Genomic DNA, 22,922 nt, shown 5'->3' with positions numbered 1-22,922 from the left:
ATGCCGGTGGGCACGCTCCTACGGCTCTGGACGCCCGACCGGAGCGCCTGGCCGTGGGATGGCTTCCTCCGCCGACGGTCGCTGAGACCGTCGGCGGGCCGGGTGCAGTTGTCCCGTCGACCCGGACCGGCCTGTCCGCGGTCGACGTATGCAGCCGGTGAATCCGGCCAAAGTGATGCTGTTCCGTTACGAGATCTATGTTGTGCGCTTAGCCTGCGCCGGTCGGGCAATGTGAGCCTTTATGGCGAGGCTAGGACTCCAACGCCCTCCGGTCAAGAAGTCATGATCAAACCACCCAGACGGAGAGAAGTTGCACAGTCACCCTGAGCCACGAAAGAGTCGGACTTCAACGGACAAACGCCGCCGATGACCGGCCGAACCTGCGGTCAGTCGCCCGGACCGCCCGCCGCGTCCCCCTCGGCGTCGATCAGGGCGTCCGCGTCGAGCCGCTCGGCGAACTCGGCCGCCTCGGCACTCTGCGCCGCCAGGGCGTCCTTCACCGCCCGGATCGCCACACCCGGTGGATAGCCCTTGCGGGCCAACATGCCGACCAGCCGTCGGAACACCGCGTCCGGCTCGCCCCGGGCGGTGCGCAGCTTCCGCTCGACCAGGGCCCGCGCGGTCTCCGCCTCGGTGGTCTCGTCCAACTCACCGAGCGCCTCGCTGGCGGTGTCGCCGTCCACGCCGCGGCGGCGCAGCTCGTTGGCGAGCGCCCGGCGGGCCAACCCACGGCCGGCGTGCCGGCTGCTCACCCAGGCCCGGGCGAACGCGGCGTCGTCGATGATGCCGACCTCGTCGTACCGGTCGAGTACTCCGACGGCGGTCTCCTCGGAGATGCCCCGTCGGGCGAGCGCGGTGGCCAGCTCGGCACGGGTGCGCGGACGCACCGCGAGCTGCCGCAGGCAGATCTCCCGAGCCACCTCGGACTCGTCGCGGGGTGGGGTTGCTCCTCGGCCACCCGCCGTTCCGTCGCCCGACGGCGTGCCGGAGCCCGTCTCGTCGTCGAGCGGACCGGAGGTCGGGCCGGACTCGTCACCGGCGGCGCGGCGACCCCGGCGTGGACGTGGGGTGCCGTCGGCCGTACGAGGCGGACTGGCATCCCAGCCTCGCCCCGTACGCGCGCGTCGTCCTGCCATGAGTCAGATCAGAAGTCGACCGGCGGCAGCTCCGGGCCACCGGCGGCATCGCCCGCGCCGGCCCCGACGCCGAGCTTCTCCAGGATCTTCTTCTCGATCTCGGCGGCCACGTCCGGGTTCTCCCGGAGGAACTCGCGGGCCTTCTCCTTGCCCTGGCCGAGCTGGTCACCGTCGTACGTGTACCAGGCGCCGGACTTGCGGATGATCGCCTGCTCGACGCCGACGTCGATCAGCGACCCCTCGCGGGAGATGCCCTTGCCGTACATGATGTCGAACTCGGCCTGCTTGAACGGCGCGGCGACCTTGTTCTTCACGACCTTGACCCGGGTACGGTTACCGACCACGTCGGTGCCGTCCTTGAGGCTCTCGATGCGGCGCACGTCGAGCCGGACCGAGGCGTAGAACTTCAGCGCCCGACCACCCGTCGTCGTCTCGGGACTGTTGTGCACCATGACCCCGTCGACGAAGTAGTTGTGGTTGCCCTCCACCTCGATGTCGAACCGGTTCATGGAGCGGGTCTTCGGCTTGACCCGCACGTCGATGACCCGCGCGGGGACCGGCGTGAGCTCCGCCGTGACGAACTGCGGCTCGACGGCGTACCGGCCACGGAACCCCGGCAGCAGCTTCGACTCCATCGCCACCGGCACGTACGGAGCGACCAGCTCCTGGAACCTCGCCGACGACTCGGTGGTGAAGATGATCGACGCCGTCTGCCGCGCCCCACGGGAGACCAGCTTCACGTCCATGCCGTACGCGTCACGCAGGTGCTCGACCATCCGATCGCGGCTGCCCTCCGCCATCGCCTCGACGCAGATCTCGATCCGGCCGGAGCCGCCGGCCGTGCGCTCCTGCATGCCCTTGGACCGGACCGTGAAGCAGCCGTCGTCCATGTACCACACCGCGAGGGCGAGCGGGGTCAACGCCTTGAGGTAGTCCCAGCTCAGGTGCTTCTTGCCGTCACCCAGGTAGACGGCCTGCCGCAGCTCGTCCAGCTCCGGCAGCGGAGTGAAGTCGACGAAGGCCGCGCCTCGGGAGTCGGTGTGCCGGGAGTGCCCGATGTTGCCGAGCAGCGAGACCTTCCAGTCGAGGTAGTCGACCTGCTGCGCACCGTGACCAAGGCGGAAACGAACACCGGAGCGGTCCCGGCGGTTCGGTGAGAGGGCACCGTCGCCCATCAGCGAACCGAGCACCACCTGCCACTGCTGCTCACTGAGGCGCCGCGCCTCGGCCAACATCACCCGGTCACCGGCGATCACCTCGCCCGCCTCGCGCCAGCCACCGGGGGTGCGGATCAGGTGGTTGGCGGTGGCGGCGAACTGCGCCCGGCCGTTGCCGCCGGACTTGGCGACGGTGAACTGGAGGAACTGTTCGGCCGGACCGTTGTTGAACCAGTTGACGATCCGCTTCGGCTCGACCCGGTCGGTCTCCGGGTCGTAGGAGAGGACCTCGACGTCCATCCGCTGGTTGACGATCTTGCCGATCTTCTCCTGGGTGCCGTCGGCCAGGGTGACCCGGGTCGAGTACGACATGCACCCGAACATGACGCCGATCTTCTCGCGGAGCTGGTTGATGAAGATCGCGGTGGTGCCGGTGTTGTTGAGCACACCGGTGATCTTCCGCAGCGCCTGGCTCATCAGCCGGGCCTGCAGACCCACGTGGCTGTCGCCCATCTCGCCCTCGATCTCGGCGCGCGGCACCAGCGCGGCGACCGAGTCGATCACGATGATGTCGATGGCGCCGGAGCGGACCAGCATGTCCACGATCTCCAGCGCCTGCTCGCCGGTGTCCGGCTGGGAGACCAGCAGGGCGTCGGTGTCGACGCCGAGGGCCTTGGCGTACTCCGGGTCGAGCGCGTGCTCGGCGTCGATGAACGCGGCGATGCCGCCGGCCCGCTGGGCGTTGGCCACCGCGTGCAGGGCGACCGTGGTCTTACCGCTGCTCTCCGGGCCGTAGACCTCGACGACCCGGCCCCGGGGCAGGCCGCCCACGCCGAGCGCGACGTCGAGAGCGATGGAGCCGGTGGTGATCACCGCGGTCTGGATGATCGGCCGCTCCCCCAGCCGCATCACCGAGCCCTTGCCGAACTGTTTATCGATCTGAGCGAGAGCAAGGTCGAGTGCCTTCTCCCGGTCCGGCCCTGCCGCCATCGTTGCCACCCCTGCCTTCGCCGGCGTCTTTCCTGAGCTTCGCGTCACGCGGGACACGCTAGGCGCTGGGTCCGACAGAAAACCAGCCGACGGGCCGTGGTCTGTGGACGAGCACCCCGCTGTGGACAATAGCCGAACAGGTGTACGAGTCGGCAAGGGACACGCGGAAGTAACGAATCGGCTGCTCAGCGTAGTCGGGTGGGCACCCGGTCGGGATAGGCGGCGACCACCGCCCGCCACACCACGTGCGTCTGGGCCCCGGCCGCGAGCGCCTGCTCGATGGTCCGCCCGTCGAGCTGCGCCAGCACCTGGTCACGGGCGATGCTGGCCGCGTACCCGGGGCCGAACGCCTCCTCCAGCCGCGTCCAGAAGTCGGTCAGCCGCACGTCGATCAGTCCTCCTCGTCCGGTGCGCCCACCGGCACCGGCCGCAACGCTAGCGCCAGCAGGGGGGCCACCGCGACCGCCGCCAGCAGGGTCAGCACGGGATATCCCGACACCTGCACGACAAACCCGCTGATCGCGCCGGCCAGCGCACCGGCCAGCCCCATGAGCAGGTCGGACAGGCCCTGGGCGCTGGGGCGTACCGCGTCCGGCACGGACTCCGACAGCAGCGTGGAACCGGCCACCATGGTCGCCGACCAGCCGAGCCCGAGCAGCACCAGTCCGACGACCAGCCGGGCGGTGTGGTGCCCGGCGGTGCCGGCGACCGCGCAGGCGGCCAGCAGCGTGCCGACCCCGCCGAGGATCACCGCGCGGCGGCCCAGCCGGTCGGCGAGCCAGCCGACCACCGGCGCGAGCGCGTACATGCCGGCGATGTGCAGGCTCAGCACCAGCCCCACCACCGGCAGCACCTCGTCCACCGGGTGGAACTCGCGCAGGTGCACCGGGGTCATCGCCATCACGGCCACCATCACCAGGTGACCGACGGCCACGGCGGCCACGCCGAGTCGGGCGGCCGGGCGGGCGCGTACCACCGACCAGGCGGCGCGCATCCCCGCGCCGCGCCGGGCCGACGGCGCCGGCACGGGCACGGGCTCGGCCGTCACCGGGTCACCGGGCGGCGGCGCGGGGGTGGACCGCGCACCGGCCGCCTCGGGACCGACCTTACCGGGACCGTCGGGGACGGCCGCCGCGAGACGGCGCGCGGTCAGCAGCGGGTCGGGCCGCAACCGCACCAGGAGTACGCCGGCGGCGAGCACGAACGCGACGGCGCTGAACGCGAACGGGCCGGACAGCGCCGGCAGCCCCCAGCCACCGGTGACGCGGTCGGCCAGCGCGGCGAAGTTCGGGGCGGCCACCGCGCCGACGGTGGTGGCCCAGACGACCAGGGACAGGTGCCGGGCGCGGCGGGCCGGCGCGGCCAGGTCGACGGCGGCATAACGGGCCTGGAGGTTGGCCGCGGACCCGCCGCCGAACAGCAGCATGCCGAGGAAGAGCAGCGGGATCCAGCGGGTCGCCGCGGCCACCACGATCAGCGTCCCGCCCAGCGCGCCGACGCCGTACGCGACGGCCAGGCCCGGCCGACGGCCGTGCCCGGTGATGATCCGGGTGATCGGTACGGCCAGCAGCGCACCGCCGACCACGGCGGCGCTCTGCGCCAGACCGGCCGCGGCGGTGCCGGCGATCTCGGCGACGAGCAGCGCCCCGACGGCGAAGCCGATGGTCACCCCGATCCCGCCGAGCACCTGGGTGCTGCAGAGCAGGCGCAGGGTGCGCCGCTGGAGCGACGCGACGTCGACGGGTGCCGTCGTCGGTGTGCTCAGGTCGGTGGCCAACGAACCACTCCTCGGTGAGGGGTGCCGATCCTGACGCACCCTACGACGGCGATCGCCCGGGCGTCGTCACAGCCCCAGCTCACGCCCGATGATCTCCTTCATGATCTCGGTGGTGCCGCCGTAGATGGTCTGCACCCGGCTGTCCAGCCAGGCCCGGGCCACCGGGTACTCCAGCATGAAGCCGTAGCCGCCGTGCAGTTGCACGCACCGGTCGGCGACCCTGTTCTGCAACTCGGTGGTCCACCACTTGGCCTTCGCCGCGTCGGCCACCGTCAGTCGGCCGGCACCGAACTCGGCGACGCAGTGGTTGACGAAGGTCCGCGCGATGGTGACCTCGGTGTCCAGCTCCGCCAGGACGAACCGGTTGTGCTGGAACCGCCCGATCGGACGGCCGAACGCCTCCCGGGTGCGGGCGTGGTCGAGCGTGATCGCGAGCAACCGTTCGGCGGCGGCGACCGCGGCGACCGCGATGCTCAGCCGCTCCCGGGGCAGGTTGGCCATCAGGTGGTAGAAGCCCTGGTTCTCACTGCCGATCAGGTTCGCCACCGGCACCCGACAGGCGTCGAAGAACAGCTCGGCGGTGTCGTTGGCCCTGAGACCGACCTTGGCCAGTCGTCGGCCCCGGGTGAAGCCGGGGGTACCGGCCTGGACCGCGAGCAGGCTCAGCCCGTGCGCGCCCTCGTCGGCCGTCCGGGCCACCACGATCACCAGGTCGGCCAGTTCGCCGTTGGTGACGAACGTCTTCTGCCCGTCGAGCACGTACGAGTCGCCGTCGCGTACCGCCGTGGTGCGGACGCCGGCCAGGTCGGAGCCGGCGCCCGGCTCGCTCATGGCGATGGCGGTGACCAGGTCGCCGGAGCAGAACCGGGGCAGCCAGCGCTGCCGCTGCTCGTCGCTGGTCAGGTCGGTGAGGTACGGCGCCACCACGTCGTTGTGCAGGCCGAAGCCGAGCCCGGAACACCCGGCGGCGACGATCTCCTCGACCAGGACCGCGTTGTACCGGAAGTCGCGCTGACCGCCACCGCCGTACGCCTCGTCCACGTCGGTGCCCAGCAGCCCGGCCGCTCCGGCCTTGCGCCAGACCTCCCGGTCGACGATCCCGTCCGCCTCCCACCGGTCGTGGTGCGGCACCGCCTCCCGGGCCAGGAAGGCCCGGCACAGCTCACGGAACTCGTCGTGGTCGCGTTCGTAGAGATGCTGCCGCATGGCGGCAAGTGTGGCACCGCCGGACGGTCAACGGGTGAGTGCGCGAGCGGCCACGGTGAGGTCGGCGACGAGCCCGTCGTAGGCGACGTCCTGGTTGTCGGCGCGCAGCACCGCCGACGGGTGGATGGTGGCCAGCAGCCGGGCGGCGGGAGCGTCGGCGGTGTGCCCGACGCTGTCCACCGGGACCCGCCGGAAGTCCTCGGGGTGCTGGGCGGCGGCCGGCCAGGGCAGCAGTTCGCCACGCTGGCGGGTGACCCGGAACGTCGGGCCGAGCAGCGCCTTCGCGGCGGTCGCCCCGAGCACCACCACGATCTCCGGGTGCAGCCGGGCGAACTCGGCGACCAGCCAGGGCCGACAGGCGGTGATGTGCACCCGGTCCGGCGTCTGGTGGATGCGCCGCTTGCCGCGCATCTCGAAGCGGAAGTGTTTGACCGCGTTCGTGAGATAGATCTGTCGAGGGTCCAGCTTCGCGTCGTCGACCGCCTTGCGGAGCAGTCGGCCCGCCGGACCGACGAACGGCAGTCCCTTCTGGTCCTCCAGGTCGCCGGGCTGCTCCCCGACGAAGACCACCCGGGCGTGGGCGTCGCCCCGACCGAAGACGGTCTGCGAGGCGTCCCGGTACAGCTCGCAGCCCCGGCAGCCGGCTGCGGCGGCGCGCAGGTCGTCGAGCGTGTCGGCCTGCGGCGGGATGAACCGTTGGGCGCCGGGCGCGGTGTCGGTGTCGGACATGTCGACTGTTCTACCCGGTGTGGCGCGGGCCACGCGAACGAGGCCGGCAGTTCGACCGTAGGGCAGGTCCCGGACGTCTCGATCAGGCGCTGAATCCGGCGGGTGGGGCGGGGCGGGCGGCGCGGGCCAGCGCGTCGGCCAGTGCCGGCAGGTCCGCCTCGTCCAGCGGGCTGACGGTGATCCGCAGCGCGGGCGGGCCGGCGATGCGGTAGAGCGCGCCCGGGGCGGCCAGCCAGCCGGCGTCGCGCAGCAGGGTCGCGGCGAGGGTCTCGTCGGCCACCGGCAGCCACACGTTGATGCCGCTACGTCCGTGGGCGGGCAGGCCCCGGGCGGCGAGTGCGGTGATCAGCCCGTCGCGCCGCCGTTCGTAGCTGTCGGCGGCCCGCGCGACGGAGGCGGCCACCGCCGGGTCCTGCCAGAGCGAGAGCACCAGTCGTTGCAGCACGGTGGAGACCCAGCCGGCACCAACCCGGGCCCGCCCGGCCACCCGGGCCACCGTGGTCTCGTCCCCGGCCAGCACGGCCAGCCGCAGGTCGGGACCGAACGGTTTGCTCACCGAGCGGAGGAAGGCCCAACTGGCGGTCGCGCCGGCCAGCGGGTGCAGCGGCACCCGGGCCAGTTCGGCGGCGTGGTCGTCCTCGATCAGCAGCAGGTCGGCGTACTCGGCGAGCAGGGCGCGCAGCGCGGCGGCCCGGTCGGCGGAGACGGCCGCGCCGGTGGGGTTCTGCGCCCGGCTGGTCACCACCAGCGCCCGCGCTCCGGCGGCGAGCGCGGCGGCCACCCCGGCGACCATCGGCCCGTCGTCGTCGACCGGTACGCCGATCGGCCGCATCCCGAGCGCGGCGATCAGATCCAGCAGGCTGGCCCAGCCCGGGTCCTCCACCGCGACCGCGTCTCCGGGGCGCAGGTGCGCGCCGAGCAGGCGCTCGATGCCGTCCAGCGCGCCGCCGGTGAGGGTCACCTCGGCCGGGGGTACCCCGTCGGCGACCAGTCGCGCCCGGGCCGCCTCGGCGACCTCCGGCAGCACGCCGACGTCGGGGTAGCCGACCGGCGTGCCGGTGGATTCGGCCAGCCGGGCCAGGTGCGGGCCGAGCGGGGGCAGCAGCCGGGTGTCGGGCTGCCCGGCGGACAGGTCGCGCAGCCCGGGGGCGGGAGGTGGACGCAGCGCGGCGCGGCGGGCGGCCACCGGCGGGCGGGGGCGTACCCGGGTGCCGTGTCGGCCGGCGGTGGCGACCAGGCCGCGTCGGCGCAGGTCGGCGTAGGCGCGGGAGACGGTGGCCGGGCTGACCGCCAGGTCTGCGGCGAGCGTGCGGACCGGCGGCAACGGGTCGCCGGGGACGAGGGCGGCATGGCGGATGCCCGATTCGATGCTGGCCGAGATCTCGGCGGCCGTCGCACCGGTCACCTGATAGCGTGCTGACACAAACAAGAGATTGTACTAGAACAAAGGTGGGAGCATGTACTCGCCGACCCCCCGCACCACCGCCAGTCGCTCCCGGGAGCGGATGAGCTACGACCGCGACGCCGCGCACGCGGTGCTCGACGAGGCGTACCACTGCGCGCTCGCCTTCACCGCTGACGGTGAGCCCCGCGTCCTGCCCACCCTGCACGTCCGCGTCGGCGACACCCTCTATCTGCACGGCTCCACCGGCAGCCGGCCGCTGCTCGCCGCCCGTGGCGACGGCCTGCCGGTGTGCGTGGCGGTCACCCTGCTGGACGGCCTGGTCTATGCCCGGTCGCAGTTCCACCACAGCGCCAACTACCGCTCGGTGATCGCGCACGGCACCGCCCACCTGGTCACCGACACCGACCTGCGGGCCGAGGTCTTCACCGCCCTGATGGAGAAGATCGGCACCGGCCGCGCCGCGCAGAGCCGCCCGCCGAGCCGGCGGGAGCTGGCCGAGACCGCCCTGCTGGCCCTGCCGCTACGCGAGGTCTCCGTCCGCACGCGCACCGGCGGCGTCCGCGACGAACCCGAGGACCTGACGCTGCCCTACTGGGCCGGGGTGGTGCCGCTGCGGTTGACCGCCGGGCCGCCGCAACCCGACGCCGGAGTCACCGCGCCGGTGCCGGCGTACCTGCGACCGGCCGGCACGCCCTGGCACGAACCGGCCGAGCTGCGCGGCGCGCACGTCCGGCTGGAACCGCTGGACCTGTCGCACACCGACGAGCTGTACGCGGCCACCGTCGACCCGGAGGTCTGGCGGCACCTGGGCGTCCCCCAGCCGGCCGACCCGGAGGCGCTGCGCGACGAGATCGCCACGGCGCTGGCCGCCCAGCACCGTGGCGAGCGGGTCGCCTGGGCGCAACGGTGCGCGGTGACCGGGGCCGTCGTCGGCTCCACCTCGTACTACGAGATCGACGACGACCGGCGGTCGCTGGCCATCGGCTACACGTACCTCGGGCGGCCCTGGTGGCGTACCGGGATCAACACCGAGGCGAAGCTGCTGCTGCTCGGCCGCGCCTTCGACGACCTCGGCGCGATCCGGGTGGTCTGGCACACCGACATCCGCAACGAGCGCTCGCAGCGGGCCATCGAACGGCTCGGCGCCGCCCGGGAAGGCGTGCTGCGCAAGCACCGGCAGCGGCCGGACGGCTCGTGGCGGGACACCGTGCAGTACTCGATGACCGCCGACGAGTGGCCGAACGCACAGGTCAGCCTGCGGGAAAGGCTTCTCTCGGGGGCCGGCGCGGCCGGATGATGTCGAGCGTGCTGGGGATCACCGACATCTGGACGTACGTGCTGGGCACGGTCGCCATCATCCTGCTGCCCGGACCGAACTCGCTCTTCGTCCTCTCCATCGCCGCCCGGCGCGGGGTGGGCACCGGGTACCGGGCCGCGGGCGGGGTGCTCGTCGGCGACGCGGTGCTCATGGTCCTCTCCGCCGCCGGGGTGGCGTCGCTGCTCAAGGCGTACCCGCCGGTCTTCCTCGTGATCAAGTACGCGGGTGCCGCGTACCTGGCCTATGTCGGGGTGACCATGCTGCGCGGCGCCTGGCGGCGCTGGCGCGACCGCAACGACCCGGACACGCCGCGGCTGATCGACGCCGCGAAGCCGGCGGAGATGCGCAGTCCGTTCCGCAAGGCCATGATGATCAGCCTGCTCAACCCGAAGGCGATCCTGTTCTTCGTCTCGTTCTTCATCCAGTTCGTCGACCCCACGTATGCCTGGCCGGCGCTGTCCTTCCTGCTGCTCGGCCTGATCGCGCAGGTGACCAGCCTGCTGTACCTGACCGCGCTGATCTTCGCGGGCACGTTCCTGGCCACCCAGTTCCGCAGGCGTCGCCGCCTGTCGGCCGGTGCGACCACCGCCGTGGGCGCGCTGTTCCTCGGCTTCGGCTTCAAGCTCGCGCAGGGCTGAGTGACGCGGGTGCGGGGTGCGGCTTGTGCGGGGTGCGGCTTGTGCGGGGTGCGGCTTGTGCGGGGTGCGGGTTTTTGTGAAAGGAGGGGTCCCCTGCTAACGCCTGAGGTATAGCAGGGGACCCCTCCTAACACCGATGGGCGCAGGGCGCCGCAACCCAGGAGCGTATGCGAGCGTCAGGTGCCGTCGCCGCCGCCTCCACCGCCACCGACACCCGCGCCGCCGGCCGTGCCGCCCAGGCCGAAACCGGGGGCGATCGGCCGGTCGGGCCGGCGACTGACGTGGGCGGACTCGGTGATGGTGGCCGACCAGTCGGCCTGTGCGGCCGCTGCCGCGTGCCGATTGATCGTCTGACGCAGCCAACCGTCCACGACGGAGATCCAGTCGCGCTGATCGGCGTCGGCATGCCAGATACGGAACCGGCTGATGCTGGTGTGGGTGATCCCGGCCAGCGCCAGCCGACGGTCGCACCAGAGGATCACCTCGAGGCCGGCGGAGTTGGCCACGAAGATCACCTCCAACTCGGTGATCGGCCCGGCGTAGAGCGGCCCGACCCAGAAACCCCACCGCTGGTGCAACGGCAGGGTCTGCTCCACCCCGGGCAGCCGCCCGTCGACCAGCCCCGACTGGCGCACGCTGAACCCCAGCGTGTCCAGCGCGGCCAGGACGTGCTGCTGGGTGGGCAGCGGGTGGACGAAGACCGGCACCATCGCGCCCTGGTCCAGCGCCGGGTCGAGCGCCACCTCGGTACGCAGACCCATCCGCAGGCTGAGCAGCGGCACCCCGCCGTAGGTGGTCACCGGCGTCTCCCACGGCAGCGGGAACTCGAACGGGATCGACCGCGCCCGCCCCGCCCGCAGCACCAGCGCGTCGGCCACCTGTGCCTGGTGGAACTGCACCAGCCGCCGAGGGGCCTCCGGATCGTCCGGCTCGACCGAGCTGACCAGGCCGAGCCGGACGTGCAGGACCGGTACGTCGACCGCACCGGCGATCAGGTTCACCCGCCCCGGCAGGCGTAGGCCGGGGCGGGTGCTCGGATTGGCCAGCGCGGTCTGCACCGTCAGGCCCGTACCGCCCGACTCCGGTGACACCCCCGTCAGCCGCATCCGTGTCGCTCCTACCTCAGGCGGCGTACCGCACGTGGGATCGGATCGGTCTCGTCGTCGAACTCCCCGATGACCTCCTCCAGCAGGTCCTCCAGGGCGACGAAGCCGACCGGCCGGGCCGGACCACCGCCGTTGCGGACCAGCGCGAGCTGCGAGCGGCGGGCCCGCATCACGGCCACCGCCTCGGTCACGGTGGCCGTGCCGGGCAGGGTGATCGCCTCGTTCATCAGGTCCACCGCCCGGGCGTCCGGCCGGACGGCGGTGGCACGCACCGCCTCCCGTACGTGCACCAGGCCGCAGACGTCACCGGCCGCGTCCAGGACCGCCAGCCGGGACCGACCGCTGTCCCGGCTGACCTGCTCGATCCGGTCCACCGGGTCCTCCCGACGAACCGTCACCATCCGGTCGAAGGGCTCCATCACCTGCGCCACCGTGGTCGCCTGCAACTGGAGCATGCTGGTCAGCAGCTCGTGCTGCGCGGCGCCGAGCAGCCCGTGCTCGTGCGACTGCTCCAGCAGCATGCGCAACTCGTCCGGGCCGTGCACCTGGGCCAACTGGTCCTGCGGGTTGACCTTGAACAGCCGCAGCATCGCGTTGGCCACCGCGTTGAGCACCGACAGCACCGGCCGGGCCACCCGGGCGAAGGCCCGGAACGGCAGGGCCAGCAGCAGCGCGGACCGCTCCGGGTGGGTGATCGCCCAGGACTTCGGCGCCATCTCGCCGACCACCAGGTGCAGGAAGGTGACCAGGCTGAGCGCGAAGATCAGCGCGATCACGTGGCTGGCGCCGGAGGGCAGGCCGACGGCGTGCAGCAGCGGCGCCAACAGCCGCTCGATCGCCGGCTCGGCCAGCGCACCGAGGCCCAGCGTGCACAGGGTGATGCCGAGTTGTGCGCCGGCCAGCATGAGCGACAGTTCGCGTACGCCGTCGAGGGCGGCCTTCGCCGCCCGGCCGCCGCCTGCCGCCGCCTGCTCCAGTCGGTACCGCTTGCTCGCCACCAGGGCGAACTCGGCCGCGACGAAGAACCCGTTGAGTGCCAGCAGGACCACCGAGGTGATCAGCGCGAATCCGGTGCTCACACGCCCACCTCCTCGGGGCCGTCGGCGACTTGGAGCCGGACCGAGTCGGCCACGTGCCGGTCCACCGCGAGCACCTCGACCAGGGCACGCGGCCCCGGCCCGTGCTCACCGTCGGCCGGCAGGCTGATCTCCAGGCGGTCACCGACCTCGGGTACCCGGCCCAGCTCCCGCATCACCAGCCCGGAGAGGGTGTCGTACTCGGGACCCTCGGGCAGGGCGATGCCGGTGCTGTCGGCGACCTCGTCGATGCGCCAGCGTGCCGGCACCACCCACGAGCCGTCCTCCTGCCGCGCCGGGGCCCGCTCCGGCGGATCGTCCTCGTCACGGATCGGGCCGACCAGTTCCTCGGCGATGTCCTCCAACGTGATGACGCCCGCGAAGCCGCCGTACTCGTCGACCACGCAGGCGAGCTGCCGGTGCCCGGACCGGAGCCGGTCCAGCACGATGGGCAGCGGCAACGTCTCGGGTACGAGCAGCGGCGGACCGGCGACCGTACTGACCGGGGTGGTGGCGCGTCGCGCCGGCGGCACCCCGAGCACGTCGGCGATGCCGATCACGCCGACCAGGTCGTCGACGCCCTCGGTGCCGCGTACCGGGAAACGGGACCGGCCGGTGTCGAGCAGCTCGACCACCCGGCTGATCGGCTCGTGAGCCAGGACGGTGTGTACGTCGACCCGGGGCACCATGGCCTCGCCGGCGGTCAGTTGCCGGAAGTCGAGCCCCCGGTCCAACAGCTCGGACATCTCGGCGTCGAGGTGACCGCCCTGCCGGGACTCGGCGATGATCTGCTCCAGGTCCTCCGGCGTGGCGCCGCTGGGCAGCTCCTCGATCGGCTCGATGCCGACCCGGCGCAGCAGGCGTACCGCGGCCCGGTCGAACAGCTTGATGACCGGCCCGGCGACGGCCAGGTAGACCAGGGTGGAACGGGACAGCGCCCGGGCCACCGGCTCGGGCCGGGCGATGGCCAGGTTCTTGGGGGCCAACTCCCCGACCACCATCTGCACCACGGTCGCGATGACCAGGGCCAGCGCCACCGACAGCGGCAGGCTGACCGCGGTCGAGACGCCGGAGACGCCGAGCAGCTCGGCCAGGCCCGCGCCGAGGTACGGCTCGGCGAGATAGCCGACCAGCAGGGTGGTGACGGTGATGCCGAGCTGCGCGCCGGAGAGCATGAACGACAGCCGCCCGGTGACCTCCAGGGCGCGGACGGATGCCGGGTCGCCCTCGTCGGCACTCTGCTTGAGCTTGCCCCGGTCGACCGCGACGTAGCCGAACTCCTGCGCGACGAAGTAGCCCGTCGCGATGGTCAGAACGATGATCAGTACGAGACCGACGGTGATCAACACGGGAGGCTCAGGGCTCCCGGGGTCGTCGGGTCGTGTGGGTGCCGGGGCTTACCCGGCTGGCTACTGCTGCCCTCCTGGGCAGAAGAGTCGATCATCCCGTCATTCTACCGGCGGGGACGCCCCGCTCGCGGGCTGTGGAGGCACTGTCCCGACCGCGTGGCACGCCGCCGTCGGGCCGCCCCGCCCGACGCAGCGCTCGTGTGCGGCGTGCGGCGCTGGGCGTGCGGCGCTCGGCGTGCGGCGCCCGGCGTGCGGCGCCCGGCGTGCGGCGCCCGGCGTGCGGCGCTCGGCGCTCGGCGTGCGGCGCTCGGCGCTCGGCGTGCGGCGCTCGGCGTGCGGCGCTTGGCGTGCGGCGCTTGGTGTGTGTGGCAGTGCAGCTGCTGTGCGCACGGCGTGTCGAACAGCTGCACTGCCACACTCTTTCCGATCGGTGAGGCGGCGATGGGCGCGGTGAGCCGGGGTGACGATGTGGCGGGCCAGGGCACCCGGGGCGTCAGCCGGATCGAGCTTCCGCTGTGCGGATGTTAGGAGGGGACCCCTGCTATACCGGAGGCGTTAACAGGGGGCCCTTCCTTACACCCGGGCGGTCAGCTCTGCACGATGCGGACGTCGTCGACGGCGGCCTCGACCAGGCTGGCGGTGCTGGCGTCGGCGGCGTCGATCACGATTCGGACGGTCTGTCCGCGCAGGGCCGAGATGTCCGCGCTGCCGCTCTGCCAGGACGCCGCCCGGTTGGTGGCCGCGCCGGTGGCGCTGAGCGCGGTGACCGTGCTGCTGCCGACGACGCGTACCCGTAGGTAGTCGGCGCTGCTGGAGTTGTTCAGGTGGGCCAGGTACCAGGAGAACGACAGCGTCAGCGTGCCGGTGGACGGCAGGGTGATCGTCGGGGACTGGACGGTGCTGACGCCCCCGTCGAGGTCGTGGTCCCCGGCGCTGCTGCCCGCGAGCGGGCCGGTGACCAGGTCGAAGCTGCCGCTGACCGTGGTGCCGAGCTGGGTGGCGACACCGGAGCTACTGGTGGCGGCGGGATCCGCGCGCTCCCACCGGCCGGCGGTGGCGGTGTCCGTACCGGCCGGGTTGACGGTCCAGCCGGTGGCGGTCTCGAAGGTGTCGCTGTAGACCGTGGTGCCGGGCGGTGGGGTCGCCACCTGGGCCAGCGTCCAGACGGTGTACGCGATGGCGTCGGCGTTGCGGTCCAGCGCGGTGTCGTTGATGTTGGTGAGCGTGTCGCAGGCCCGGTGGTAGCAGGGGTCGAAGGCCTGCCCGGCGGTGCCGCCCCAGAGTGACGCCTGGGCGCTGGACTTGGTGCCCTCGGCGCCGGTGAAGGTGCCGCCGGCCGGGATGCCCACGCTGATGAACGGGCCGTAGTCGCTGCGTCCGTCGAAGTCGGTGCCCCGGGTCGGTACGCCGATCGAGGTGAAGTAGGCCTGGATGGTCTGCTCGATCTGGGCCGAGCCGGCCGGGCCGGGGCCGGAGCCCACCCCGTCGGAGTTGTCCCCGTCATAGACGAAGTAGCCGGCGTTGGGCGAGCCGACCATGTCGAAGTTCAGGTACTGCTTGATCCGGCTCCGCTCGGCGGTGGGCAGGTTGTTGACGTAGTACTGCGAGCCGCGCAGCCCCAACTCCTCCGCGCCCCACCAGGCGAACCGCAGGTGCCGGTCGGGCGTGAACCCGGTCCGGGCGACGGCGAGCGCCACCTCCAGGATCGCCGCCGAGCCCGAGCCGTTGTCGTTGATGCCGGGCCCTGCGGTGGTGCTGTCCAGGTGCGCCCCGGTCATCACGACCGCGTTGGGGTCACCGCCGGGCCAGTCGGCGATCAGGTTGTAGCCGGTGGCGCCGTTGTAGGTGAACGACTGGACCGCGGTGGTGTAACCGACCGCGTCGAGCTGGGCCCGGACGTAGTTGACCGAGGCGAGGTAGCCGGGTCGGCCGTGTGCCCGGTTGCCGCCGTTGGCGGTCGCGATCGACTGGAACTGGTTGAGGTGTCCCTTGACGTTCGTCAGGGAGATGTCGGGTGCGGCGACGGCGGCGGTGATCGGCGCGGCGCCGGCCACGGGCGCGCCCGCGAGGGCCGACGCGGCGACCGTCGCGGTGGCGACGACCGCGGCGAGCCCGACGGTACGGAGGGTGCGGGGTCTCATGGATCCTCCCGGTTCGGGGGCGAGCACCGGCCGACCGTGGGTGCACGGGTGGCCGGAGGACGGTCACTTGATCGATGCCCGTCATTGCGAGAGGTTGCTGGGCGCCGCCCCGGCGGGCAAGACGCAAGGTGCCGGATTGATCGCTCCGTCCGAAATCCGGCGTGTCACCGGTCGGCGAGATCGTCGGCCTCCAGCAGTTGCCGGTCCAGCCGTCCGCTGCGGTACGCCGCCCGGCCGATCATCTGCGCGGCGACCGGCGCGGTGGCCAACTGGAAGACCCCGACCAACGCGATCATCCCCAGGTCGGAGACGGTCCGCAGCCGCAGTCCCACCCCCAGCAGCAGGAGCAGGACGCCGAGCACCTGCGGTTTGGTGGCCGCGTGCATCCGGGTCGGCGCGTCCGGGAAGCGCACCACCCCGATCGCGGCGGCCAGGCTCAGCAACGCCCCGGCGATCAGGCTGGTCGCGCCCAGCCAGTCGGCGACGGCCCCGGGCGTCACCCCGTCCAGCCAGTCGGCGACCGCTCCCGGCGTCACCCCGTCCAGCCAGCTCGCCGCCGACACCCCAGCCGACCAGGCGGTCGTCACGGCTTCTCCCGGACGGCGAAGCGGACCATCGACACCGAGCCGACGAAGCCGAGCAGGCCGAGCGCCACCAGCACCGGCAGCGTGGTGGCATGCCGGTTGATCGCGGCCTCCGCGCCGACCGCACCGATCATGGTGGCCAGCAGCATGTCGGCGGCGATCACCCGGTCCAGCAGCGACGGTCCCCGATAGAGCCGGGCGAGGGCGAGCAGCGCGGTCACCGACAGCAGACCGGCGAGTACGACGATGAGGACGGTGTTCACGGGGACTCCTTGTCGGCCGGGTCGGCGCGCAGGCGGCGGACCTCGGCCGTCGACCCCACCGCCTCGATGATCCGCTGTTCCACGGCGCGTACCTGCTCGCGCGCGTCGGCGAGGTCGCTGCGTCGGCGTACGTCCAGCACGTGCACGTAGAGCGTCGCGCTGGCCCGTTCCACGTCCACGATCAACGTGCCCGGCACCAGCGAGAGCGCCTCGGCGGTGAGGGCAAGGTTGAGGTCGGTGCGGACCCGCAGGCGCACCGCCACGATGGCCGAGCGGGGCACGTACCCGGGCTGCACCGCGATCCGGGCGACGTGCAGGCTGGCCCGGACCAGTTCGACGACGAAACGGCCGGCGAACACCAGCAGGCCCCGGGGCCGGAGCCGCCCGGCGAAGGTCACCGGCGGGAGCGGGAAGAACACCAGCACCGCCACGCCGACCAGGATCCCGCCCAGCAGGTTGCCCCAGGTGAACTCGCCCCAGAGCAGGTTCCAGACCAACACCAGCCAGCCGACCGCGATGGCCTGGTCCCGCCACCGGCCCGCCCGGCCGCGTCCGTCCCGACCCGGTCCGTCGGCCGGTCCGCCGTCGAGGTCGGTCCCGGTCACGGCGGGCCGTCCGGGAGTACGGCGTGGATGTACGGGGTCCGGTCGCGCAGGTCAACGGCGGCGCCGGTGGTGACGTCGAACAGCGGGCCCGCCACCACGGTCAGGGACACCCCGAGGGCCACCAGGGCGATGGTGGCGCCGACGGTCAGCGCGGGTAGCGGAGCGGTCGACTCGACGGTCTGGCAGGGCGAACGCCAGAAGGCCAGGTTCCACACCCGACTGGCCACGTACAGGGTGAGCAGGCTGGTCAGCGTGCCCACCGCCACCAGCGTCCAGGGCAGGGCGCCGCCGACGGCCACGCCGGCCTGGAGCAGCCCGAGCTTGCCGAGGAACCCGGAGAACGGCGGGATACCGGCGAGGTTCATCGCCGAGACGAAGAAGAGCACCGCGAGCAGGGGCGTCAGCCGGGCGAGTCCGCCGAGCCGACGCAGGTCGGTGCTGCCGGTGCGTTGTTCGATCAGGCCGGCGACCAGGAACAGCGTGGTCTGGATGGTGATGTGGTGGACCACGTAGAAGATGGCCCCGACCAGCCCGGCGACGGTGCTGAGCCCCACTCCGAAGATCATGTAGCCGATGTGGCTGACCAGCGTGAACGAGAACAGTCGTTTCAGGTCCGACTGGGCCACCGCGCCGAGGATGCCGACCAGCATGGTCAGCCCGGCCACCACCATCAGCACCCGGTCGGCCTGCTCGCCGGGGAAGAGCAGGGTCTGGGTCCGGATGATCGCGTACACGCCGACCTTGGTGAGCAGGCCCGCGAAGACGGCGGTGACCGGGGCCGGGGCGGTCGGGTAGCTGTCCGGCAGCCAGGCGGACAGCGGGAAGACCGCCGCCTTGATGCCGAAGGCCAGCAGCAGCATCAGTTGCAGGCTGAGCCGTACTCCCTCGGGCAGCCCGTCGAAGCGGGACGCCAGGTGGGCCAGGTTGAGCGTGCCGGTGGCCGCGTACACCAGGCCGACCGAGATCAGGAAGATCATCGAGGCCAGGACGTTGACCACCACGTACGTCGAGCCGGTGCGGATACGCAGCCGGGTGCCGTTCAGCGTGATCAGGACGAAGCTGGCGGCGAGCAGCATCTCGAAGCCGACGAAGAGGTTGAACAGGTCCCCGGCGAGGAAGGCGTTCGTCACGCCGGCGGTCAACACCAGGTAGGTGGGGTGGAAGATGGCCAGCGGCGCGGACTCGCCGGTCTCCGCCTGGCCCTGGCCGATCGAGTAGAGCAGCACGCACAGGGTCACCGCCGAGGAGACCACCAGCATCAACGCGGCCAACTGGTCGGCGACCAGCACGATGCCCACCGGTGCCGGCCAGGCCCCGATCTGCACCACCAGCGGTCCGTGCCGGTAGGCGTGCACCAGCAGCAGCACCGCCACCACCAGCGTGGCGGCCAGGCAGAACACGCTGACGATGCGCTGCGGCACCGGCCACTTCGCCAGCAGCAGGGTCAGTGCCGCGCCCAGCAACGGCAGCAGCACCGGCAACGGCACGAGGGCGGTCATCGGTGCCCCCGACGCGGGCGGGTCGACGCGTACCGGCTCATCCCGGGCCCCCCTCGCCGCGTCGCTGCCACGGCGCGGGCGCGTCGACCTGCTCGGGGTCGGCCTCCGGCGGCTCCCCGCCGAGGTCCGCGGTGGAGACCTCCCGGCGCGCCGCCCGGCGCACGATCTGCTGGTCCTCCAGGTCGTCGGGCACCTCGTCGTCGCCGGTCAGATACCAGCTCCGGTAGCTGATGGCGAGCAGGAAGGTGGTGAACCCGAAGGTGATGACGATGGCGGTGAGCACCATGGCCTGGGGCAGCGCGTCGCTCATCCGATCCGGCTCGGTGACCCCGGCGACCGGTGCCCGCCCGGACCGGCCACCGAAGATGATCAGCAGGTTGACGCCGTTGCCGATCAGGATGATGCCGAGCAGGATCCGGCTCAGGCTGCGCTCCAGCAGCAGGGTCACCCCGCAGCCGACCAGCACCCCGATCGCCACGAACGAGACCAGGTTCGCCCCGGCGCTCATCGGGTGCCGCCCCGACGCTCGACGGCGAGCCCGCCCTCGGGCCCACCGGCCGCCTCGATGTGCCGGTCCACCTCGGCGCCGAGACTGCGCAGCACGTCCAGCGCCAACCCGATCACCACCAGATAGACGCCGACGTCGAAGAAGATCGAGGTGATCAGATAGAAGTCGCCGATCACCGGCAGCCAGAGGTCGATCCGCGCGCTCTGCAGCACGGCACCGCCGGCCAGCAGGGAGACCACCGCGCCGCCGACCGCCAGGCCCAGCCCGGCGCCGAGCACGGTGCCGGCGGAGACCGGCGCGGCCTCGGCCAACTCGTACCGGCCGCCCGCGAGGTAGCGCATGGTCAGCGCCAGGCTGGCCACCAGGCCACCGGCGAAGCCGCCGCCGGGGGCGTTGTGGCCGGAGAAGAGCAGATAGAAGGAGAAGAGTACGGCGGTGTGGAAGATCAGCCGGGTGACCACCTCCAGCACGATCGAGCGGTTGCGTTCGATCAGCGTGGCGCCGCCGCGCAGCCACACCGGCCGCCCGGCCAGGCTCTCCCCCCGGTCGGCGTCCAGGCGGCGGGGCCGGGGGCCGGTGCGGGACTGCTGGAAGACCAGGCTGGCCACCCCGGTCGCCGCGGCCACCAGCACGGCCAGCTCGCCCAACGTGTCCCAGGCCCGGATGTCGACGAGCGTCACGTTGACCACGTTGCGGCCGTACCCCTGCTCGACGGCGAGCCGGGGGAAGTCCTCGGAGATGGTGCGGGTGTGCCGGGCCGCCGTGGCGGTCAGCGCGAGCCCGGCCACGGTGAGGCCCACCAGGAGTCCGATGGACCGGCGGATCCAGCGGCTGCGGCGCAACGGGCGCACCGAGAAGCGCTCCGGCAGGCGACGCAGCACCAGTACGAAGACCGCGATGGTCACGGTCTCCACCAGGAACTGGGTGAGCGCCAGGTCGGGCGCGCCGTGCAGCACGAAGAACATCGCGGTGCCGTAGCCGGTCACCCCGACCAGCAGCATCGCGGTGAGCCGACGGCGGGCCCCGACGGCGAGCAGCGCCGCCATCGCGATCACCAGCAGCACCACCGGTTGCGCGGGTGAGCCCCACAGCTTCAGGGACTGTTCCCACGGCCGGATCACCAGCAGCACTCCGCCCGGCACGGCGGACAGCACGATCAGGATCAGCCCGAGGTACTGCGGCAGCGAACCGCGCTGGGTGACGCTGGTGACGTCCACGGCGGTCCGGTCGAAGCGGTGGACGAGCCACTCGTAGCCCTGCTGGCCGGTGGCCGGGGACCGCAGCCGCGCCAGTACCGGGGATAGTGGACCGCGCAGCAGGAACAGCATCGCGCCGCCGGTCAGGGTGAGCGCGGAGAGGCCGAGCGCGAGGTTGGGGCCGGGCCAGAGCGTCAGGTGCCCGTGGACCGGTCCGAGCAGTCGCGCGTACGGGCGGATCAGGTGGTCGAGCGCGCCGGCCGCCGGCCCGGCGACGAGCCCCGCCCCGGCGAGCACGGCCGGTGGCCACAGCATGGCCGCCGGGATCCGGTCCACCTCGGTCGGGGCCAGCCCGGGACGAGTGCCGAACGCGCCCCAGAGGAACCGGATGCTGTAGGCGACCGTGAGGACGGTGCCGACCACCAGGACGGCCAGCGCCACCGGCCGGTCGGTGAAGGCGGCGAAGATCGCCTCCTTGGCGACGAAGCCGAACAGCGGCGGCACCCCGGCCATGGAGGCGGCGGCGAGTCCGGCCACCACCGCCAGGAAGGGGGTACGCCGACCCAGGCCGGACAGCTTGCGCAGGTCACGGGTGTGCGCGCCGTGGTCGATGATGCCGACGACGAGGAACAACGCCGCCTTGAACAGGGCGTGGGCCACCAGCATCGCCACGCCGGCCAACGCGGCGTCCGGGGTGCCCAGCCCGACCGCCACCGCCACCAGGCCGAGTTGGCTGAGCGTGCCGTAGGCCAGCAGCAGTTTCAGGTCGTTCTGCCGCAGCGCGGCCCAGCCGCCCATCACCATCGTGGCCAGCCCGGCGACCAGCACCACCGGACGCCACGGACCCACCTGCGCGAGCAGTGGGGCGAGCAGGCCGAGCAGGTAGACGCCGGCCTTCACCATCGCCGCCGCGTGCAGGTACGCGCTGACCGGCGTCGGCGCCGCCATCGCCACCGGCAGCCACGAGGTGAACGGCAGCAGGGCCGACTTGGACAGCGCCCCGAGCAGGATCAGCACCACCGCGACGACCAGGTACGCCCCGTCGGGCAGCGGGTGTTGCGACAGTTCCGACAGGCGGTAGGTGCCGGCGTGGTGGCCGAGCATGATGAACCCGACCAGCATGGCCAGGCCGCCGAACGTGGTCACGGTCAACGCCTGGGCGGCGGCCCAGCGGGCGGACCGCCGCTCGGCGCTGTGCCCGATCAGCAGGTACGAGAAGACCGTGGTGAGTTCCCAGCAGACGTAGAGCAGCAGCAGGTCGTCGGCGAAGACCAGGCCGAGCATGGCCCCGGCGAAGCCGACCATCACCCCGGCGAACTGGGCCGTGCCGACGGCCGGCGGCGGGAAGTACCGCGCGCTGTAGACCAGCACCAACGCGCCGACGCCGCCGATCAGCAGCGTCATCACCCAGGACAGGGTGGTCGTGCGGAAGGCCAGGTCGAGACCGAGCTTCGGGATCCACGGGTACGTCTCGACCACCGCACCGCCGTCGACCACGTCGGGGGTGCGGTACACCGCCCAGCCGAACGCGGCGGCCGGTGCCAGCGCCAGCGGATAGCAGGCGCGCGCCCCCCACCGACGGACCAGCAGCGGTGCCGCCAGCGCCGCCACGAGGTGCAGGATCAGCAGTACGAGCACGCGCGCTCCCGGTCGAGGTGGCAGCGGCGCCCGTTCCGCGTGCACGGCGCCTACCTGCGATCAGACGACATCTCCGGGGCGCAATAGACGGTTTTGCCGAAAAAAGCCCATATTCACCTTTGTCCGGTGCGATGTGGTGCGACAGGCCCGACGGCCAGGCGTCCACCTCGCTCCGGCGCGCCGGCTCGTGGGCGGCGGTGTCGACACCGGTGACCGGACGGGGCTGCGCCGGCACCGCAGGCGGGCCGGGGCTACCCGCCCTACCCGGCGCGGGTCTCGACCGTCAGGTCCGGGCGGCCGAGTTGCCGCGCCGCCTTGTTGACCAGCCGCTGCGCGGCGGCGAGGGAGCGCACGGAGAGTAGTCGACCTCGGCTCTCCCGGCGGAGCACGAAATAGTGCACGGCGACCCGCACCCGCGCCCGGTCGGCGGCGCTGGCCTGGGCCGTCGACGCGATCAGCTCTCGCAGGCAGCCGGCGAGACGCTCGGCGAGCTCCAGATCGGGGCCGTGCAGGCCGGTGCGGAGAGTGGCGACATGACTGTCGACCTTGCGAACCAGGACGTCGGTGCCGGACCCTGGACTCCGCTCCTCGACGTCCATCC

The 22,922-nt window shown here is 72.6% G+C and carries 20 protein-coding genes and 2 pseudogenes; 2 read left to right on the top strand and 20 right to left on the bottom strand.

Annotation, left to right across the window (positions count from 1 at the left end):
- Positions 1–386: 386 nt before the first annotated feature.
- The 9 genes and pseudogenes from ACWDVW_RS03800 to ACWDVW_RS03760 form a co-directional block, all read right to left on the bottom strand.
- Positions 387–1,136 carry a regulatory protein RecX gene (locus tag ACWDVW_RS03800; protein ID WP_449944418.1) on the bottom strand — a complete coding sequence of 250 codons (750 nt, stop codon included), beginning with the start codon at positions 1,134–1,136 and terminating at the stop codon, positions 387–389.
- An 8-nt stretch (positions 1,137–1,144) separates the two neighbouring features.
- A complete protein-coding gene (locus ACWDVW_RS03795; RefSeq protein ID WP_350694093.1) occupies positions 1,145–1,645 on the bottom strand; it encodes a hypothetical protein in 501 nt (166 codons plus the stop codon).
- Between the two features lie 171 nt (positions 1,646–1,816).
- Positions 1,817–2,392, bottom strand: a pseudogene (locus tag ACWDVW_RS03790) (LAGLIDADG endonuclease); the annotation flags it as partial.
- A 39-nt stretch (positions 2,393–2,431) separates the two neighbouring features.
- Positions 2,432–3,283, bottom strand: a pseudogene (gene recA / locus ACWDVW_RS03785) (recombinase RecA); the annotation flags it as partial.
- A 185-nt stretch (positions 3,284–3,468) separates the two neighbouring features.
- Complete coding sequence (locus ACWDVW_RS03780) at positions 3,469–3,669, bottom strand: DUF3046 domain-containing protein (RefSeq protein WP_449944415.1); 201 nt, start codon at positions 3,667–3,669, stop codon at positions 3,469–3,471.
- A 5-nt stretch (positions 3,670–3,674) separates the two neighbouring features.
- Positions 3,675–5,060 (bottom strand): MFS transporter, encoded by a 1,386-nt coding sequence (locus ACWDVW_RS03775; protein ID WP_449944412.1) that lies wholly within the window; start codon positions 5,058–5,060, stop codon positions 3,675–3,677.
- A gap of 66 nt (positions 5,061–5,126) precedes the next feature.
- A complete protein-coding gene (locus ACWDVW_RS03770; protein ID WP_449944409.1) occupies positions 5,127–6,266 on the bottom strand; it encodes an acyl-CoA dehydrogenase family protein in 1,140 nt (379 codons plus the stop codon).
- Positions 6,267–6,293: 27 nt separating this feature from the next.
- Entirely contained in the window at positions 6,294–6,995 is a 702-nt protein-coding gene (locus ACWDVW_RS03765; protein ID WP_449944406.1) for a UdgX family uracil-DNA binding protein, read from the bottom strand.
- 82 nt (positions 6,996–7,077) lie between these two features.
- Positions 7,078–8,418: an aminotransferase class I/II-fold pyridoxal phosphate-dependent enzyme gene (locus ACWDVW_RS03760; protein ID WP_449944403.1), complete on the bottom strand. Its 1,341-nt coding sequence runs from the start codon at positions 8,416–8,418 to the stop codon at positions 7,078–7,080.
- Between the two features lie 34 nt (positions 8,419–8,452).
- Between ACWDVW_RS03760 and ACWDVW_RS03755 the strand changes: the two genes are divergently transcribed.
- Both ACWDVW_RS03755 and leuE read left to right on the top strand, forming a co-directional pair.
- Positions 8,453–9,697, top strand: a complete 1,245-nt coding sequence (locus ACWDVW_RS03755; RefSeq protein WP_449944401.1) for a bifunctional pyridoxamine 5'-phosphate oxidase family protein/GNAT family N-acetyltransferase — start codon at positions 8,453–8,455, stop codon at positions 9,695–9,697.
- Positions 9,694–10,356 (top strand): leucine efflux protein LeuE, encoded by a 663-nt coding sequence (gene leuE, locus ACWDVW_RS03750; protein ID WP_449944398.1) that lies wholly within the window; start codon positions 9,694–9,696, stop codon positions 10,354–10,356. Before ACWDVW_RS03755 ends, leuE begins: the two co-directional genes overlap by 4 nt.
- Before the next feature lie 176 nt (positions 10,357–10,532).
- On the opposite strand, the gene ACWDVW_RS03745 is transcribed toward leuE, so the two are convergent.
- The 11 genes from ACWDVW_RS03745 to ACWDVW_RS03695 all read right to left on the bottom strand — a co-directional run bounded on the left by ACWDVW_RS03745 (position 10,533) and on the right by ACWDVW_RS03695 (position 22,920).
- Positions 10,533–11,462: a sporulation protein gene (locus tag ACWDVW_RS03745; RefSeq protein ID WP_449944395.1), complete on the bottom strand. Its 930-nt coding sequence runs from the start codon at positions 11,460–11,462 to the stop codon at positions 10,533–10,535.
- An 11-nt stretch (positions 11,463–11,473) separates the two neighbouring features.
- Positions 11,474–12,541: a hemolysin family protein gene (locus tag ACWDVW_RS03740; RefSeq protein WP_449944393.1), complete on the bottom strand. Its 1,068-nt coding sequence runs from the start codon at positions 12,539–12,541 to the stop codon at positions 11,474–11,476.
- Positions 12,538–13,887 carry a hemolysin family protein gene (locus ACWDVW_RS03735; protein WP_449944390.1) on the bottom strand — a complete coding sequence of 450 codons (1,350 nt, stop codon included), beginning with the start codon at positions 13,885–13,887 and terminating at the stop codon, positions 12,538–12,540. The genes ACWDVW_RS03740 and ACWDVW_RS03735 overlap by 4 nt, the downstream gene beginning before the upstream one ends.
- A 587-nt stretch (positions 13,888–14,474) precedes the next feature.
- Positions 14,475–16,028 carry a M20/M25/M40 family metallo-hydrolase gene (locus tag ACWDVW_RS03730; protein ID WP_449944387.1) on the bottom strand — a complete coding sequence of 518 codons (1,554 nt, stop codon included), beginning with the start codon at positions 16,026–16,028 and terminating at the stop codon, positions 14,475–14,477.
- 164 nt (positions 16,029–16,192) lie between these two features.
- Positions 16,193–16,615, bottom strand: coding sequence for a monovalent cation/H(+) antiporter subunit G (gene mnhG, locus ACWDVW_RS03725; protein ID WP_449944384.1), 423 nt, complete (start codon positions 16,613–16,615; stop codon positions 16,193–16,195).
- Positions 16,612–16,875: a monovalent cation/H+ antiporter complex subunit F gene (locus ACWDVW_RS03720; RefSeq protein ID WP_131053511.1), complete on the bottom strand. Its 264-nt coding sequence runs from the start codon at positions 16,873–16,875 to the stop codon at positions 16,612–16,614. The genes mnhG and ACWDVW_RS03720 overlap by 4 nt, the downstream gene beginning before the upstream one ends.
- Positions 16,872–17,480, bottom strand: a complete 609-nt coding sequence (locus tag ACWDVW_RS03715; protein ID WP_449944381.1) for a Na+/H+ antiporter subunit E — start codon at positions 17,478–17,480, stop codon at positions 16,872–16,874. The genes ACWDVW_RS03720 and ACWDVW_RS03715 overlap by 4 nt, the downstream gene beginning before the upstream one ends.
- Complete coding sequence (locus ACWDVW_RS03710) at positions 17,477–18,979, bottom strand: Na+/H+ antiporter subunit D (protein WP_449944378.1); 1,503 nt, start codon at positions 18,977–18,979, stop codon at positions 17,477–17,479. The genes ACWDVW_RS03715 and ACWDVW_RS03710 overlap by 4 nt, the downstream gene beginning before the upstream one ends.
- 37 nt (positions 18,980–19,016) lie before the next feature.
- Positions 19,017–19,487, bottom strand: a complete 471-nt coding sequence (locus ACWDVW_RS03705; protein ID WP_449944375.1) for a Na(+)/H(+) antiporter subunit C — start codon at positions 19,485–19,487, stop codon at positions 19,017–19,019.
- Positions 19,484–22,321, bottom strand: coding sequence for a Na+/H+ antiporter subunit A (locus tag ACWDVW_RS03700; RefSeq protein WP_449944372.1), 2,838 nt, complete (start codon positions 22,319–22,321; stop codon positions 19,484–19,486). The genes ACWDVW_RS03705 and ACWDVW_RS03700 overlap by 4 nt, the downstream gene beginning before the upstream one ends.
- A 260-nt stretch (positions 22,322–22,581) precedes the next feature.
- A complete protein-coding gene (locus ACWDVW_RS03695; RefSeq protein ID WP_449944369.1) occupies positions 22,582–22,920 on the bottom strand; it encodes a hypothetical protein in 339 nt (112 codons plus the stop codon).
- Between the last annotated feature and the right edge of the window lie 2 nt (positions 22,921–22,922).

It is taken from the genome of Micromonospora sp. NPDC003241, from assembly GCF_053589795.1.
Note: the sequence above shows the minus strand (reverse complement) of the source record. Positions and strands in the feature narration are given on the sequence as shown.